General features: G+C 46.2%; 18 protein-coding genes. 8 read left to right on the top strand and 10 right to left on the bottom strand.

From position 1 onward, the window contains the following. Positions 1 to 3: 3 nt before the first annotated feature. From sdhD to rimM, 7 genes are all read right to left on the bottom strand, one after another. Entirely contained in the window at positions 4 to 390 is a 387-nt protein-coding gene (gene sdhD / locus PEB0122_RS02620; protein WP_075869395.1) for a succinate dehydrogenase, hydrophobic membrane anchor protein, read from the bottom strand. A gap of 16 nt (positions 391 to 406) precedes the next feature. Further along, positions 407 to 808 (bottom strand): succinate dehydrogenase, cytochrome b556 subunit, encoded by a 402-nt coding sequence (gene sdhC, locus PEB0122_RS02615; protein ID WP_075869396.1) that lies wholly within the window; start codon positions 806 to 808, stop codon positions 407 to 409. A 532-nt stretch (positions 809 to 1,340) separates the two neighbouring features. Beyond that, positions 1,341 to 1,808: a GNAT family N-acetyltransferase gene (locus tag PEB0122_RS02610; protein ID WP_075869397.1), complete on the bottom strand. Its 468-nt coding sequence runs from the start codon at positions 1,806 to 1,808 to the stop codon at positions 1,341 to 1,343. A 103-nt stretch (positions 1,809 to 1,911) separates the two neighbouring features. Beyond that, positions 1,912 to 3,321 (bottom strand): 3-isopropylmalate dehydratase large subunit, encoded by a 1,410-nt coding sequence (gene leuC, locus PEB0122_RS02605; protein ID WP_075869398.1) that lies wholly within the window; start codon positions 3,319 to 3,321, stop codon positions 1,912 to 1,914. 208 nt (positions 3,322 to 3,529) lie between these two features. Further along, on the bottom strand, positions 3,530 to 3,991 hold the full coding sequence (rplS, locus tag PEB0122_RS02600) for a 50S ribosomal protein L19 (protein WP_075869399.1): 462 nt from the start codon (positions 3,989 to 3,991) through the stop codon (positions 3,530 to 3,532). 177 nt (positions 3,992 to 4,168) lie between these two features. Continuing rightward, the gene (trmD, locus tag PEB0122_RS02595; protein WP_075915419.1) at positions 4,169 to 4,867 is read right to left on the bottom strand and encodes a tRNA (guanosine(37)-N1)-methyltransferase TrmD; all 699 of its coding nucleotides are present in this window, start codon (positions 4,865 to 4,867) and stop codon (positions 4,169 to 4,171) included. After that, a complete protein-coding gene (rimM, locus tag PEB0122_RS02590) occupies positions 4,867 to 5,415 on the bottom strand; it encodes a ribosome maturation factor RimM (protein ID WP_075915711.1) in 549 nt (182 codons plus the stop codon). The genes trmD and rimM overlap by 1 nt, the downstream gene beginning before the upstream one ends. A 262-nt stretch (positions 5,416 to 5,677) precedes the next feature. Between rimM and PEB0122_RS02585 the strand changes: the two genes are divergently transcribed. The 3 genes from PEB0122_RS02585 (at position 5,678) to PEB0122_RS02575 (ending at position 8,529) form a co-directional block, all read left to right on the top strand. After that, the gene (locus PEB0122_RS02585) at positions 5,678 to 6,505 is read left to right on the top strand and encodes a SapC family protein (protein ID WP_075915418.1); all 828 of its coding nucleotides are present in this window, start codon (positions 5,678 to 5,680) and stop codon (positions 6,503 to 6,505) included. Between the two features lie 54 nt (positions 6,506 to 6,559). Continuing rightward, positions 6,560 to 7,513: a tyrosine recombinase XerC gene (locus tag PEB0122_RS02580; protein WP_075915417.1), complete on the top strand. Its 954-nt coding sequence runs from the start codon at positions 6,560 to 6,562 to the stop codon at positions 7,511 to 7,513. Positions 7,514 to 7,659: 146 nt separating this feature from the next. Then, positions 7,660 to 8,529: an arginase family protein gene (locus tag PEB0122_RS02575; RefSeq protein WP_075869902.1), complete on the top strand. Its 870-nt coding sequence runs from the start codon at positions 7,660 to 7,662 to the stop codon at positions 8,527 to 8,529. A gap of 136 nt (positions 8,530 to 8,665) precedes the next feature. Here PEB0122_RS02575 and PEB0122_RS02570 read toward each other — a convergent pair whose 3' ends face one another. Further along, complete coding sequence (locus PEB0122_RS02570) at positions 8,666 to 8,947, bottom strand: BolA family protein (protein ID WP_075869403.1); 282 nt, start codon at positions 8,945 to 8,947, stop codon at positions 8,666 to 8,668. Between the two features lie 139 nt (positions 8,948 to 9,086). Between PEB0122_RS02570 and PEB0122_RS02565 the strand changes: the two genes are divergently transcribed. The 3 genes from PEB0122_RS02565 to cobT all read left to right on the top strand — a co-directional run bounded on the left by PEB0122_RS02565 (position 9,087) and on the right by cobT (position 12,749). Then, positions 9,087 to 9,701 carry a J domain-containing protein gene (locus PEB0122_RS02565; protein ID WP_075915416.1) on the top strand — a complete coding sequence of 205 codons (615 nt, stop codon included), beginning with the start codon at positions 9,087 to 9,089 and terminating at the stop codon, positions 9,699 to 9,701. A gap of 172 nt (positions 9,702 to 9,873) precedes the next feature. Further along, positions 9,874 to 10,860, top strand: a complete 987-nt coding sequence (gene cobS / locus PEB0122_RS02560) for a cobaltochelatase subunit CobS (protein ID WP_075869903.1) — start codon at positions 9,874 to 9,876, stop codon at positions 10,858 to 10,860. An 11-nt stretch (positions 10,861 to 10,871) separates the two neighbouring features. Further along, complete coding sequence (gene cobT, locus PEB0122_RS02555; RefSeq protein ID WP_075915415.1) at positions 10,872 to 12,749, top strand: cobaltochelatase subunit CobT; 1,878 nt, start codon at positions 10,872 to 10,874, stop codon at positions 12,747 to 12,749. Between the two features lie 617 nt (positions 12,750 to 13,366). Here the strand turns inward: cobT and PEB0122_RS02550 are convergent. Both PEB0122_RS02550 and rpmB read right to left on the bottom strand, forming a co-directional pair. Beyond that, the gene (locus PEB0122_RS02550; protein WP_075869407.1) at positions 13,367 to 14,017 is read right to left on the bottom strand and encodes a queuosine precursor transporter; all 651 of its coding nucleotides are present in this window, start codon (positions 14,015 to 14,017) and stop codon (positions 13,367 to 13,369) included. A gap of 76 nt (positions 14,018 to 14,093) precedes the next feature. After that, the gene (gene rpmB, locus PEB0122_RS02545; protein WP_075869408.1) at positions 14,094 to 14,387 is read right to left on the bottom strand and encodes a 50S ribosomal protein L28; all 294 of its coding nucleotides are present in this window, start codon (positions 14,385 to 14,387) and stop codon (positions 14,094 to 14,096) included. Between the two features lie 209 nt (positions 14,388 to 14,596). On the opposite strand from rpmB, the gene PEB0122_RS02540 reads away from it, so the two are divergent. Further along, on the top strand, positions 14,597 to 15,367 hold the full coding sequence (locus PEB0122_RS02540; protein ID WP_075915709.1) for an SURF1 family protein: 771 nt from the start codon (positions 14,597 to 14,599) through the stop codon (positions 15,365 to 15,367). Then, positions 15,360 to 16,247 (top strand): aromatic amino acid exporter YddG, encoded by an 888-nt coding sequence (yddG, locus tag PEB0122_RS02535; RefSeq protein WP_075915414.1) that lies wholly within the window; start codon positions 15,360 to 15,362, stop codon positions 16,245 to 16,247. The genes PEB0122_RS02540 and yddG overlap by 8 nt, the downstream gene beginning before the upstream one ends. Positions 16,248 to 16,301: the final 54 nt, after the last annotated feature.

The raw sequence follows: 16,301 nt of genomic DNA, 5'->3' as shown, positions 1-16,301 counted from the left end.
AGATCAACCTCCCAATGAAATTTTCAGAAGGGCAAGAAGCAGACCGGCACCAATCACGTAACAAAAGAACGTATTGAGTGCCAACATCAAAACACGCGTCGCTTCATTCGGAAGATAATCTTCCAAGATGACCTGCATACCCAGTTTCATATGATAAATACCGGAAAGAATCATCAAAGCCATCACGACAGCGACAATCGGATTTTCCAGTGTTGCGTGTACGGTTGCGTAATCCTTGCCAACGAGAGAGACAACAAGCACAATAAAAAAAATGAATAGCGGAACATTGGCAAGAGCAGTCATACGCTGTGCCCAAAAATGGCTTGTTCCGGTATGTGCAGCTCCCCAGCCCCGAACTTTTCCGAGCTCTGTTCTGAAATCTTTTTTCATAAATATCTCCCTGCCATTAACGGACGCAATAACCGACGATCCAGATAAGAAGCGTCGCGATAATGGAAATAAAGACTGTTGCCCAAGCTGTTTTGGTCGCGCAATGCTTTTCAAGTAGATAGGTTCTCGTATCCCAGAAAAAATGCCGCACACCTCCAACAAGGTGATGAACAAGAGCCAATGTGTAAAGAAACAGAATGCAGCGCCCGATAAACGAGTTGAAAAAGCCGTTTACTGTTTCAAATGCCCCCTCACCCGAAGCAGCTGCCATCAACCATGCTGCAAGGAACAAAGTGCCAACATAAAGAGCACCTCCTGTAATACGGTGCGCAATAGACATTGCCATCGTAATAGGCCAGCGATAAATGCTGACATGCGGTGAAAGAGGACGCGTTTTTGTTGTTGTCGTATCTGTCATAGGCTTTCCTGACCTGGTTTTGACTGCGAAAATGGACTAACCATCCCCGCCATTCCTCCCGTCTGTATTGCATTAACACTGCAAACAGGTTGGAAATAACTCTCAATGCATTGGAATGATAGTTTTCCTCCAATACTACAGGCCGGCCATTTCGGTTAGCGGATTAAAGGTCACACCCAAAAACAACCGAATGTTCTTTAGTCAAAACTATAGAACGTTATCTCTTCTAATGCGGATTTTACTCCACGTCAAAGCTCTAAAGCACATTCTTGTCATCAAATCATTGGGATTGGGAATAGTTTTTACCTTAAAACCTGTTTTAATCGTTTAAAAATATGATAAATATAGTCATATTTTACCTTATGGAAGCCCCGCTTTGGCGTTAAACACATGAACTGATTCTCGTTTGTTGCTCCATTTACACAAACATTCCCCGAATAACAGAAAACCGTTTTGCATTTTCAAACAAAACGGTTTCCTTAAGTTTGTTTTGATTAATCAAAGCAACCGAAGCAAAAGAGCTTTAGCTGTCTCAGTCGAAACGGATGATATAGCCTGTCCAATCCCCTTTGACAGCAATCTGTTCATAAAGCTTGCGTCCATCCTCGGGAACGCGGGGAGCATTCAAAATCAACTTCGTCCAGCCACGCTCTTCGGCCTTATCGCAAAGCAGATCAATCATGGCTTTGGCAATGCCCTTACCCTGATAGGCATGATGGACATGGATGTGATCGACTTGTCCTGCCCGCAAGCCCGAAACAGGCTCGGGATGGTCATAAAAAATAACAAAGCCGACAAGCTCGCCATCAACATGGGCACCGAGTACTTCTGCCGTCCGGTCTTGTAATAACTGTTCGGCATAATACTCATCAGGACGACGTGGCGCGCCACGCTTCAATGCCTGGGTATAACTTGCAAGAAGAGGAGCAAGTAAACGTGCGTCATTCAAATGTAACAGGTTAATTGTGACATCATGCCGGTCTTCGTTATTGTCTGCCATAACACCCGAACTCCCTTTGGTGGCGTTTTAACTTCATTTATGTTTAAAGTGACTTGGTTAAAACGTAAAGGGTCGTTGTTTGAGCCTATGGTCTCTTACAATACTATTTCCAGTCTCTGACATCGACAAAATGGCCGGCAATTGCAGCCGCAGCCGCCATCGCCGGAGAAACCAGATGCGTACGCCCTTTATAACCTTGTCTACTCTCAAAATTACGGTTCGACGTGGAGGCACAGCGCTCTCCCGGCTCCAACCGGTCATCATTCATCGCAAGGCACATGGAACAACCGGGCTCCCGCCAGTCAAAACCGGCATCCTTGAAGATTTTATCAAGCCCTTCTTTTTCTGCCTGTTCCTTAACGAGACCTGACCCTGGAACAACCATTGCCGAAACGGTGGGAGAAACCTTTTTCCCTTTAACCATTGCGGCCGCCGCACGCATATCTTCAATACGTCCATTGGTGCAAGAACCGATGAAGACCCGATCAATCTTGATGTCGGTCATTTTCGTGCCAGCCTTCAGCCCCATATATTCAAGTGCACGCATTTTGGAAGCACGTTTGGTTTCGTCGGCAATCTCTTCAGGATCGGGAACAACGCCGGTAACCGGAACAACATCTTCCGGCGACGAGCCCCAGGTAACCGATGGCACAAGCTCGCTCGCGTCAAGTGTGACGACAGTGTCGTAATGGGCGCCTTCATCCGATTTCAGTGTTTTCCAATAGGCAATTGCTTTCTCCAGCATTTCACCCTTCGGTGCCCGCGGACGACTTCTGATATAATCAAAAGTGGTTTCATCCGGTGCAATCATACCGGCACGTGCACCTGCTTCAATCGACATATTGCAAACGGTCATCCGGCCTTCCATAGAAAGGCCACGTATTGCCTCACCGGCAAATTCTATAACATGTCCGGTGCCGCCTGCCGTACCGATTTTTCCGATAATAGCCAGAACAAGATCCTTCGCAGTTACGCCTTTCGGGAGGGTCCCGTTCACCTGTATCAGCATATTTTTGGATTTTTTCTGGATCAAAGTCTGTGTGGCCAGAACGTGTTCGACCTCGGACGTACCGATGCCATGGGCAAGAGCACCAAAAGCTCCATGTGTCGAAGTATGGCTATCGCCGCACACAATCGTCATGCCGGGCAGAGTAAAGCCTTGCTCGGGTCCTATGATATGGACAATACCCTGACGTTTGTCGTTCTGGTTAAAATATTCTATCCCGAATTCGGACGTGTTTTTTGCCAAAGCCTCGACCTGCGTGCGGCTTTGCTCGTTCTTGATGCCTTTCGCACGATCGGGAGATGTCGGAATATTGTGATCGACAACCGCCAATGTCTTTTCCGGATGCCGTACGGCACGATGAGCCATGCGCAAGCCCTCGAAAGCCTGAGGACTGGTGACTTCATGGACAAGATGGCGATCAATATAGAGTAGGCATGTTCCGTCTTCCTGACGGTCTACAATATGATCTTCGAAAATCTTGTCATAAAGCGTACGCGGGGCACTCATTTTTTTGTCCTTGAATATTAAAAATTAAGCGTTTCCAACTTTCAAACGGGCCATTATTCGGCGATTGTTCCAAAAGTCAATGAACATGATATGAGATAAGAACGATCACACGATTTTGCAAAGCCCGCATCGAATTCCATAAAGAACCCGATGCAATAAAAAAGCGGCTTTAAAGCCGCTTTTATTTCATATCGAACCAGACCGGCTTTTATTCTGACTTATCACCAGATTCCGGTAGCGGTGCAGCAACTGTTTCAACAGTGACAGTTTCGGCTTCACCAGTGCTCGGAACATCAACCGACTTCTTGCGGTAGTCTCTTTTCTCGGAAATGCGGGCAGCTTTACCGGTAAGGCCACGCAAATAATAAAGCTTGGCACGACGTACATTACCGCGACGAACAACCTCGACACCCTCGACAAGTGGTGAATAAACGGGGAACACGCGCTCTACACCCTCACCATAGGAAATTTTACGAACGGTGAATGTCTCGTTAAGACCACCACCCGAACGGGCAATGCAAACACCTTCATAAGCTTGAACACGGGTACGTGTTCCTTCAGTAACGCGAACCGAAACGCGAAGTGTATCACCGGCCTGAAAGGCAGGAAGTTTGCGCTTTTCTTCAATTTTTGCGCGCTGCTCGGCGTCGAGCTGTTGTATAATATTCATCTCATCAATCCTTCATGTTCTTCTCGAACAGTCAGAGCGCTCGACTCTTGCCCTCGAAACCTTGTTCCTTCGGCTATGCCTTGCGGCAGGAGCGGGTTCACCATCCATTAATTTCCGGATGCAGATGACGTACCATCTGAAAACGTGGTTTGCCCATACACTATCATTAAAACTGAATCAAGCTTTCCTGTTATTTTTCTCGTAAACCGAATAAAGATCCGGTCGTTTTAACCTTGTTATTTCTTCCGAACGGGTTTTACGCCAATTTTCTATTGCTTTGTGATTTCCTGATGTCAAAACTTCGGGAATTGATCTGCCTTCAAATATTTGCGGGCGTGTATATTGCGGATATTCAAGAAGCCCTGTCTCGAAACTTTCCTGTTCACCCGATTGACTGTTTCCCATCACACCGGGCAAAAGCCGCACAATCGAATCAAGTATAACGAGTGCTGCCCCCTCGCCACCGGATAAAATGTAATCGCCGATTGAAACCTCAATTAGATTTCTGGCTTCGATCACCCTTTCGTCCACACCTTCAAAACGGCCGCAAATAAGGGTGACACCCCCGCCATCTTTCAATTCATGTGCCATTTTCTGGTCAAAAGTGCACCCGCGCGGGCTCATCAATAAACGGGGATAACGATTGTCAACACTGTCAATGGCTTTCGCAAGCACATCGGGCTTCATAACCATTCCGGCGCCACCGCCTGCCGGTGTGTCATCCACACTATGATGACGGTCAGCTGCAAAATCCCTTATCTGGATTTTATCAAGCGACCAGATGCCGTTTTCCAGTGCACGACCGGCCATAGAATGGCCGAGAAACCCCGGAAACATTTCCGGATAAAGGGTAAGTACTTGTGCCTTGAAACTCATTATCCTTCCTCACGTTCCGGATTGGAATCATCCTCGACGAGACCTGCAGCCCGCCGATCAATGGCAATAAAACCCTGTCCGATATTGATTTCAGGAACCGCAGCCTTTGAAAATGGAATGAGTTTGAGGCCCTCACCTTCAATTTTCAGTTCAAGGATATCACCACCGCCAAAATCAAAGAATGCATTGACCTTGCCGATCATTCGGCCGGTCTCGTCTCTGACACGCAAACCGATAAGATCGGTCTGATAAAATTCGTCTTCTTCGAGATCATCCGGCAATTGTTGCCGATCGACATAAAGGGCTTTTCCATTGAGCGCTTCGGCACTGTTGCGATCGTCAATGCCTGAAAAATGGACAATAATGGCGTTGCCCGCTTTTCTTATATGTTCAATTTTGAAAGACCTGCCATTTTCGTCGAATACCGTACCATAAGACGAAAGTCCGAGAGGATCGGCGGTAAACACCATAAGCTTTACATCACCTTTGATACCGTGGGCTGCCGCAATGGTTGCAAGGCGCACCAAATTATTTTTGCTTTTTTCCATATAATTCTGCTTTTGCTCCAATTTGCGGCTTTCGGCTTTTAAAAATCGGCTTTTCTTAAAAATTTACTTCAAGTTTGAGACTTTTTTAATAATACCCGCTCAGAATTCAAGCCGTTCGCTTTAATATGGTTCATCTACCATATTCAATAGGGATCGAGAGAAAACAAACCGTCGAATCCCGATTGAAAAGCGAAAATGGCGGCTTTGGGGTCAAAAATTTGCAAAACGTAGCCATATAAACAAAATACTCAGGAGGGTACTTATGCCAACAGTTATGCTTTTTTACAAAAATATTGTCCCCATTTCACGCGAAACACACAAAAAGCTGAAATTCAGTGCACCGAAAAATCTCGACTTTGCAGCAAACACCCATTGGGTTCCCTTGGCTGGCGAAGAGTTTTATCAGGCTGCATTAAGTTACCCTATATTGTTTATGGGTGCCGAAGATAAAGAAGGTAAAATCACCTATACCGCCGTTGCCATGCTCGGTTTGGCAAATGAGGAAAACGATTATCTCGACAAAGATAAAAAGTGGCGGCCCGACACATATATTCCGGCATTCGTCCGCCGTTATCCATTTGTATTGGCAGGAGCGCCTGACCAGAAAGAACTGACTGTTTGCTTCGATTCCGAATCAGGCATGTTCAATGAAGTTGAAGGTATTGACCTTTTTAACAGCGATGGCAGCGTTTCACCCTTCATGGAAGATCGTATCAACTTCCTGAACGCATTCAAAAACAGCATGGAACAGACAAGCAAATTTTTGGAAACCGTTGCCAAAATGGGTCTGTTCAAAAAACAGTCTATCGACATACGCTCGCAAAGCGGGCAAACCGCAAGGCTCGAAAATTTCTGGATTATCGACACCGAGAAATTCAACAAGCTTTCAGGCGACCAACTTGCAAAACTCCATAAACAAGGATTTCTTGGCTGGATCTTTGCAGAATTGATGTCGATGAATAATCTTCCAAATCTCATGGGGCTCCATCTCGCCCATATGAAAAATGCATTGAATGCACCGAAAGCGGCGTCGGATAAAACCGGCGAGGCTTTAAAAAACGAAAAGTCTGTCTCGACAAAAAACAATTAAAGTTGAGCTGACAGAGAAACCCGCTGTTAAACTCTGTCATGGTAGATTGATGCCATGACAGAGATATTGCCCTCCGATCTTCCATTACTGGAAGCAACACCGCAGCTTTTGTCTGCGCGCAAAGACTGGCTCGAGCAGCTTCAAAAAACACGTCGCATCGCAAAACTCACTGTCGAAGCCTATGAAAGAGATAGCCGACAGTTTCTGAGCTTTCTTTGTCAACATCTGGGCCATATTCCAGACATTTCCGATCTTTCCGGACTTCGCGTCGCCGATATGAGATCATTTCTTGCCTATAGACGCAATATGGGTGTCGGTTCGCGTTCACTCGGCCGTGGTCTTGCCGGCATACGTTCGTTTTTCAATTTTTTGACACGTGCAGGACTTGCCGACGTGCCGGCAGCACGCATTGTGCGCACGCCGAAACAACCAAAATCGCTACCAAAACCGCTTAATATTGCCGACGCTTTACACATCGTTGACAAGAAAACCCAGCTTGACGACGAGCCTTGGGTTGCTTCCAGAAACGCTGCCATTCTCACTCTCTGTTATGGATGTGGCTTAAGAATTTCGGAAGCGTTGTCGCTAACGCCTGCGGATTTTAGCGACAAAAACGCTACCAGCATTTACGTAACCGGCAAGGGAGGGAAAACCCGTCTTGTCCCCGTTATTCCAGCTGTCCATGAAGCAATAGAGGATTATCTGTCCTGCTGTCCATTCATTCTTCCCCCCGATCAACCTTTGTTCCGCGGTGTGCGTGGCGGAAAATTACAAAGGGCAATTGTCGAGCGCGCTGTTCAACAATTACGAGCGAGTCTCGGCCTTCCTGATAGTGTCACACCGCATGCGCTCAGGCATTCTTTTGCAACGCATCTTTTATCGCGTGGCGGGGATCTTCGCACCATTCAGGAATTGCTCGGTCACGCAAGCCTTTCAACCACGCAAATCTATACCGGTGTTGATACGGACCGTTTAATGGAAGTTTATAAAAAGGCCCATCCACGTTGAGAATCGCCTCTGACTGTGAAAAAAACATCAGGCCGGTCAATTGCTGATACAGCCTTTTTAATGATATAAAAACAGCTGATAAAATTATAAAAAGAAACCCCGACTTCAAAACGAATATCGGGCTCCAAACCATGTTGGAGGATGTTATGACCCAATCAAAAACGATCCGTCTTGTTATGCCGCAATGGCAAGGTGGAGATAATCCGCTTTATCACCTTGGTGCAGAATTGTTGGATTATCTTGCTCCAAGCACAAAAACACCATCCTTTACTGTTCCTGTTACCAAACCGGGCATGCCACTCAAAAATGAAAACGGCATCATGGGAAGAGGAGAAATCGTCAAGCAGCTTCAAAGTGCATATGCGATTATCAACAGAGAAAAGCCTGATAAAATTGTTATGTTCGGCGGCGATTGTCTGGTCGATCTGGCGCCATTTTCATATCTGAGCACGGTTTATGGTCAATCGTTCGGTATATTGTGGATTGATGCCCATCCCGACGTTATGACGCCGAAACAATTTGCCCATTCCCACGCCCACGTTTTGGGAGCACTTATGGGAAATGGCGATCCTGACCTTATTAAAGATGTCAAAACACCCGTGCCCGCAAGAAAGGTGATGATTGCAGGTATCCACCATCCGACAGATTATGAAAAACAGTTCCTGAAAGATCATGATATTGCTATGATTTCACCGGAACAATTGAAAACATCCGATCAACCGGTTCTAGAGTGGATCAAGAATCAGAATATCAAATATCTGGCTATCCATATCGACCTTGATGTCCTCGATTTTCACCTCTTTCATGCGTTATTGATGGCCGAACCCGGAGTCGGTGCTGATAAATATGCGGGCATTGCCGAAGGTCGTCTGACGATGGATAATGTTGTAAAGCTGGTAAAAGACGTCAATGAAATAACCACTATCGTCGGTGTCGGAATTGCCGAACATCTCCCGTGGGATGCACTCCATCTTAAAAACATGCTTGCCGAATTACCGTTAATAAACGGTCATTAAGTTTAGCATTTAAAATTCGGGAATATCTGCAATTCAGGATTTTGTTCAACAATCATCCTGAGGAAAAAGATTGATCCGGTATGATTTTAAAAGTTTTACTGTTTTGTAAAACAAAACCGGATAATCTTATCTCCCGTCATTCAGCCTTGGCTTCAATGGCCAGGGCATGGATACCACTTTCAAGTTCATGCTTGAGCACGTGGTTTATTGCGCGATGGATATCCACCCGTTTCATACCTTTAAAAGCCTTCGCGGTAATTTTGACGCGAAAATGCGTTTCACCTTTGCCATCAAAGGTTTGACCATCATCATGCTGGTGACCGGCGTGAAGGTGACTTTCATCAATAATTTCAATAGCAGATGGAGAAAAGGCAGCTTGTAGCTTTTTCTTGATAGTTTCTGCAACTGTGCTGGACATTTTCTTCTTTTAACCCCATATGTGAGCGGTAAGTTTGACCCGATTCTTGCTTGATAAAAATCGGTGACAGACATGTGGGAACAAAAATCCCTAAAGTCAATTCTTGTCAAACGCATATGTTTTGCATTAAGCCGGAAACATGACGACCACATCGAAATTATTTGATTCAATCCGCATCAGTTCCAACAGAAAAAAGAAGGCGGAGCCACAGGCTCCCCAATGTCAATGGGAGGGATGCACCAAACCTGGTACACATCGGGCACCAGCGGGGCGCGATCATGAAGGTGAATATCTTCATTTTTGCCTCGAGCATGTGCGCGAATATAACAAAAATTTCAATTATTTTTCAGGGCTGAAAGACGAAGAAATCGCCAAATTCCAGAAAGACGCCCTGACAGGTCACCGCCCGACATGGAAATCGGGTGTTAATGCCGCAGCCAGACCTGCTGCCGATTTTTCCAGAATCCGTTCCGGTTCTGCTGCCTATCAAAACAGGGTGAATGACCCTCTTCATATGTTCAGCCAGCAAAGCCGTTCAACCAACGCACCGCGGAAATTGAAAACACTGGAAGCGCGGGCTTTCATGACATTGGGGCTTGAAGCCAATGCCACAAGCCGCGATATCAAAGCCAAATATAAAGCTTTGGTGAAGCTTCACCATCCTGATGCAAATGGTGGTGATAGGTCTTCCGAAGATCGTTTGCGTGAAGTATTACAGGCATACAACCTGTTGAAAAATGCCGGTTTTTGCTGACACCGGACTGAAGACGAAGAAAAGACAATTCTTTTCGATGGAACATTGAAATTCTTGTCCGATAGTCTGATAACAACTCTAGAGCTTGTAGCTCTTCAATTTAAAACACATTATAGCTATATGGTGTGTTCATATTTAATTCGGACAGCGGTTTTATCCGTATGGAGGCATGATGACAAAGGACGATCTGGGTATTGATAATGTGCCTGATATAACAGTATCGGCACGCGAACTTTTCGGTATTGATACCGATATGCAGGTTCCAGCGTTCAGCGAAACAGATCCCAATGTGCCCGAGCTTGATCCGGATTACCTGTTCGATCGGGAAACGACTTTGGCAATTCTTGCCGGCTTTGCTTACAATCGCCGTGTGATGGTTTCAGGCTATCACGGCACCGGAAAATCCACCCATATCGAGCAGATTGCGGCGCGTTTGAACTGGCCTTGTATCCGCGTCAATCTTGATAGCCACGTCAGTCGTATCGACCTTGTCGGAAAGGATGCGATTGTTATCAAAGACGGCATGCAGGTGACAGAGTTTCAGGATGGCATCCTGCCTTGGGCTTATCAAAGAAATGTTGCTCTGGTTTTTGATGAATATGATGCCGGTCGTCCTGACGTGATGTTTGTTATCCAGCGCGTACTGGAATCATCCGGACGTTTGACCTTGCTTGATCAGAGCCGTGTTATTGCGCCACATCCTGCCTTTCGCCTGTTTGCCACAGCAAACACAATCGGTCTTGGTGATACAACCGGACTTTATCATGGCACACAGCAGATCAATCAGGCGCAAATGGACCGCTGGTCGATTGTGACGACTTTGAACTATTTGCCGCATGACAACGAAGTCAATATTGTCCTTGCCAAAGCCAAGAGTTTCCGTACTAAAGAAGGCCGCGAGACTGTTTCACAAATGGTTCATGTTGCCGACATGACCAGACAAGCTTTTATCAATGGCGATCTATCGACAGTTATGAGCCCGCGTACTGTCATTACATGGGCTGAAAATACCGAAATCTTCAAAGATCTGGGATTTGCATTCCGCCTTACATTTTTAAACAAGTGCGACGAACTGGAACGCCCGACTGTTGCTGAATTCTATCAACGGGCTTTTGGTAAGGAATTGCCTGAATCACTGGCCCATGCGGTTCTGTCGTAAGGAAAACATTTATGACCGCACAAGCAGGAGACAACACGCGAGAACGTCCTTCGGGACTGATTGACAGTGAACCTTTCAAACGGGCGACAACTGTTTGCATGCGTGCGGTCTCTGGCGATCATGAGCTTGATGTAGTTTTCGGTGAAGACCGCCCCGCTATAGTGGCGGGTCATGCACGGCTTCCCGATATTCCCCGCCACCCGACATATAATGATTATGCTGTTACGCGCGGACTTGCCGATTCAATGGCTTTGCGTCAAGCATGGCATGATAGTGAAATCCATTCCAATCTCGCTCCGCAAGTCCCCGAAGCACGTGCTGTTTATGATGCTGTCGAGCAGGCACGTGTTGAAGCAATCGGCACACTTGCTATGGAAGGCATGGCAGAAAACCTTGATGCAATGCTTGCCGACAAATATAAAAGGGCAAACTATCAGGCAATCACCACAAAGGAAGAAGCTCCCCTTGAAGAAGCACTTGCGCTGATGGTGCGCGAGAAGATTACCGGACGGAAACCACCCGAAGAAGCCGGGCCGGTCGTCGATCTATGGCGTGAGTGGATTGAAGAAAAAGCCGGAAAAGACCTCAATAATCTGGCAAAAAATATCAATGATCAGGACAAATTTGCCCGCATTGTGCGTAATATGTTGGCATCCATGCAACTTGCTGAAAGTCTCGAAGAGAACGAGACTGATAGCGATGGCGAAAACGAGGATGAAAACAACGAGCCTCAGGAAAACGAGGACGACGATTCGAAAGAACAGGAAGGCTCCGACAAGACGGAAAGCGAACCTTCTGATGATGTTGATGAAGATGCCGAAGACGGCGATATGGAAGCGTCCGATTCTTCGGAAGAAGATGGTAGCGATTCAGAAGAGATAGACACCGAGGAGACTCCCGGACAAACAAAGCGCCCGCAACCACCATTTTCCGATATGGACGAGCTTGGCGATTATAAAGTCTATACGCGCGAATTTGACGAGGAAGTCGAAGCTTCCGAACTTTGCGACATTGAAGAACTCACGAAATTACGTGCCTTTCTTGATAAGCAGCTTACCAATTTGCAAGGCGCTGTCGGCAAGCTCGCCAACCGCTTGCAACGGCGCTTGATGGCTCAACAGAACAGATCGTGGAATTTTGACCTTGAAGAAGGTTATCTCGATTCTGCAAGATTGCCGCGTGTCGTAATCGACCCGACGCAACCACTTTCTTTCAAACAGGAACGCGATACCGATTTTCGTGATACCGTCGTCTCGCTGGTTATTGATAATTCCGGCTCTATGAGAGGGCGCCCCATTACTGTTGCTGCAACCTGCGTCGATATTCTGGCAAGGACGCTCGAACGCTGCGGCGTGAAGGTTGAAATTCTGGGCTTTACCACAAAAGCATGGAAAGGTGGCCAATCACGTGAAAAATGGCTTGCCAACGGCAAACCGGCCAATCCCGGACGGCTTAACGATTTGCGCCACATTATTTATAAAAGCGCCGATACGCCTTGGCGGCGTGCAAAACGCAATCTCGGACTGATGATGCGCGAAGGGCTCCTTAAAGAAAATATCGACGGAGAAGCTTTGATATGGGCTCACCAGCGGTTACTTGGCCGGCGTGAATACCGTCGCATTCTGATGATGATTTCTGACGGTGCTCCGGTTGATGATTCCACACTTTCCGTCAATCCCGGTAATTATCTTGAAAAACATCTGCGCGCTGTCATTGACGAAATCGAGACACATTCTCCGGTTGAACTCATAGCAATCGGTATCGGTCACGATGTTACTCGCTATTATCAGCGCGCTGTGACAATTGTCGATGCAGAAGAACTTGCTGGCGCCATGACGGAACAACTTGCAAGCCTGTTTGACGAAGATGAATCCCGTAAAACTCGCTAACAGGTGCTATCTTTTACACGCTGCGGTTTTTCGATTTTTATTTTTCAATCAGAATTTCATGACAAATAATCACGCTATCACAACGTTTTCCAATATCTTTGTTTAAACGTTAATGCGTTTTCGGAAATTTGCGTTCATTCGACTTTTTCCAAAACTGCTTTGTTCCAATGATCCGGTTCATTTTTCTTTATTTTTTGGCTTTTGAAAAACAACCGGTTAACCGCAGAAAGACCGAAAACTTTCAATCCTGTTTCCACTCATTACCTCAAAAATTTATCGAAACAAAAGTAACATCGGAATTTGCACTGCCGCTCTATCCGGACCTGACATTTCTCAGGCTTAAGCGACGAAATATTCTGAAGGCTTTATCCTGACGATTCTTTTTGCCCCCGAACCACTACACAAGAATGCCCCTCCAGTGGCAATCCATGACCATGCTTTTTAAGCATGAGTTCCTTTCACCGGGTGATGCAATCATCAAATCGGCATTCTTCAAGAACCGGTTCTGTCACATCCAGCCGCTCGAATCCGATTGAGAACACCGGTCTTCAAAAACCTTGTCTTCAGAAATAGGCTGCCAAAAAGCTATCTACGCCCAACATCAATGTCGACATTCGTCAGACAGCCGAATCGCCATTTTCGTGAATTTTTCCGTGATAAATATCCGGCATGAAAATGGCCAGAATGGCACCATAAGGCAAAAGCATAAATAGCCCCATGAATAGTTTTACGCCGAAATCGCCGCAAGATAATGAGAGCCAGACAGGCACCTCAAGCCCCATCAGATTTGTCATGGTAGGAATCGAGCTATCGCTATAACCGGTGAGTTTGTCGATAAACGAAAAATGGCTGGAAAAAGCAACAGCGAAAAACCATACGGTATCAAGTGCCGAACCGGTAATTGCAGCCGCCAGCGGCGCGATCCACCAGGTTTTGCGTCGCAATGGATTGAACACCAGAATATCCAACAACTGCGCAAAAAGAAAAGCTGTTCCCGAGGCAATTGCCAATCGGGGGCTTGCAAGAATCCAGGAAACAAGAAGACCGGCAATAAAACCAGCATAAACGATACGTCGTGCAGCGTGGGGGCCGTAGCGACGATTTGTCAGATCGTTGATGAGAAAAGCAAACGGATAGGTAAATGCACCGTAGGTCAGAAGATGTTCCAATCCGAACCAGTGAAACGGATATTGCACCAGAACATTGGATGCCGTCACCGCGACGCACATTGCAAAAACCGCAAAAATAAGATGTCGGGTCTGTTTCATTTTTTTAACCTGGGTGATGGAACCAGAAAAAAGGGCCGAAAATCGGCCCTCAAGACGAATCGTATATTGAAAAAGATCAGGCTGCTGCTTCAGCGAGCTTCTTTTCAATCTGACGCTTCAACAAGCGGGCCCGTTGCGACAATTCCTTGTCACCGGACTTCAAAAGAAAAGCATCAAGACCACCGCGATGTTCAACTGAACGCAAAGCATTTGCTGAAATGCGCAAACGATAGCTTTGCTCGAGAGCATCCGAGATCAATGTAACATTGCAGAGATTTGGCAAAAAACGGCGACGCGATTTGTTATTTGCGTGGCTGACATTGTTGCCATATTGGACTGTTTTTCCAGTCAATTCGCAGGCGCGGGACATAGGTTTCACCTTTAAATTCTAATAGAAGCAACCGACAAGCATGTTAAATTTCCAATGAACACGCGTATAGATTGGCTTCCCAAAAATTGGTAAGTTGCGTTTCTATAGGGGGCCTAGACGAAAAGGTCAAGAGTTTTCATATGATAGATGAAGGTTAAAACGTAACAAATCTGTTTTTTTGAAAAGGATATGATAAAAGAATTGCCATGATGAGTGATATGAAAACAGATACACCCCGTTCTCGCGGCCGTTCCCCGATATTTTTGGGCATTTTCGGCTTCCTGTGTCTTTTCTTTTTTTGTGCCTTTTCGGCATTGGGAGTCTGGCAAGTCGAAAGGCTTGGCTGGAAAGAAAATCTGATTAAAAATGCCAACGAACGCATCCACCTTGCGCCAATTGCTGCACCAACAAGAAGTGAATGGGGAAAGGTAACATATGATAATGACGAGTATCGCCCTGTCACGCTGACTGGCCGTTTTTTGAATGACAAAGAAGTTCTGGTAACGGCTGTTGCCGATGAAGACACAGGTTATTGGGTGCTAACACCAATGGAAACAGAAGACGGGTCAATCACATTCATCAATCGGGGATTTGTCCCCATGGATAAGCGCGACCAGAAAACACGGGCAGCCGGACTTGTCGAAGGTAAAACGACAGTTACCGGTCTTTTGCGTATGAGCGAAGGTGGCGGTTTTTTCCCGCGTAAAAATAATCCGGATAGTAATTTGTGGTATACGAGGCAATTGCCTGCTATGGCAAAGAAAGTCGGCTTGGATAACGTTGCCCCATATTTTATAGATGCCGATAAAACACCAAATACAGGCGGTTTACCGATTGGTGGTTTAACTGTGGTAAGCTTTCCTAATAATCACTTGAGCTATGCTATTACCTGGTTTACTTTGGCTGCCGGTGTATTTGCAGCATCTATATTTTTAATTATTTCTGAAAAACGGCGTCGGCGCGGTATCGTTTATGAATAAAGCAACAGGAATTGGTTTTCTGGCAATCCTTATGTGGTCGCTTTTGGCGACATTGACGGCATTTTCCGGAAAGGTTCCTTCTCTCCTGTTGACTTCTATGACATTTCTCATCGGCACAATACCGGGGGTGGTAATCTGGATCAGACATCCTCAAACACTAAAAGATCTGAAACAACCCCTCATCGTCTGGGTCGTGGGCATTGGTGGCCTATTCGGCTACCACTTCCTTTATTTTACAGCATTGCGGAATGCACCGCCTGTTGACGCAGCATTGATCAATTATTTATGGCCGTTGTTGATTGTGCTTGGTTCTGCACTTATGCCGGGGGAAAAACTGCGCTGGTTCCATGTTCTCGGTGCATTATTGGGGTTTTCCGGAATGGTACTGGTCATCGCCGGAAAAGGTGGGTTTGTTATTGATGAAAAAAACATCTTTGGCTATCTCGTTGCATTGGGAAGCGCTTTTGCATGGGCGGCCTATTCGCTTCTTTCCCGTCGATTGTCAAAAGTTCCAACAACTGTCGTCGCAGCCTTTTGCATTATAACGTCTATTTTGGCGTTCCTTTGTCACTTCATTTTTTCCGAACCGTTCATTCTGCCTGAAACCGGCGGACAATGGCTGTCCGTTTTGTTGTTAGGACTCTTCCCTGTCGGGCTTGCTTTTTACTGTTGGGATTTTGGTATCAAAAAGGGCAATATCCAGCTTTTAGGCGTCGCAAGTTATAGCGCACCTTTGCTTTCGACACTTATCATGGTGGCGACGGGACTTGCAGAGCCGTCATGGCGTTTATTGGCAGCATGTCTTCTCATTACAGGCGGTGCTGTCCTTGCTTCCAAGAAGCTAATTTTCAAATCGAAACTACAATCAATCCCCGAATAGAAAACAACGGTGATCAATCACAATCATTCTTCTTTCGATAAAAACATTTTCCTG

It is taken from the genome of Ditibartonella apis, assembly GCF_001952075.1.
Classification (GTDB): Bacteria; Pseudomonadota; Alphaproteobacteria; order Rhizobiales; family Rhizobiaceae; genus Bartonella; species Bartonella apis.
Note: the sequence above shows the minus strand (reverse complement) of the source record. Positions and strands in the feature narration are given on the sequence as shown.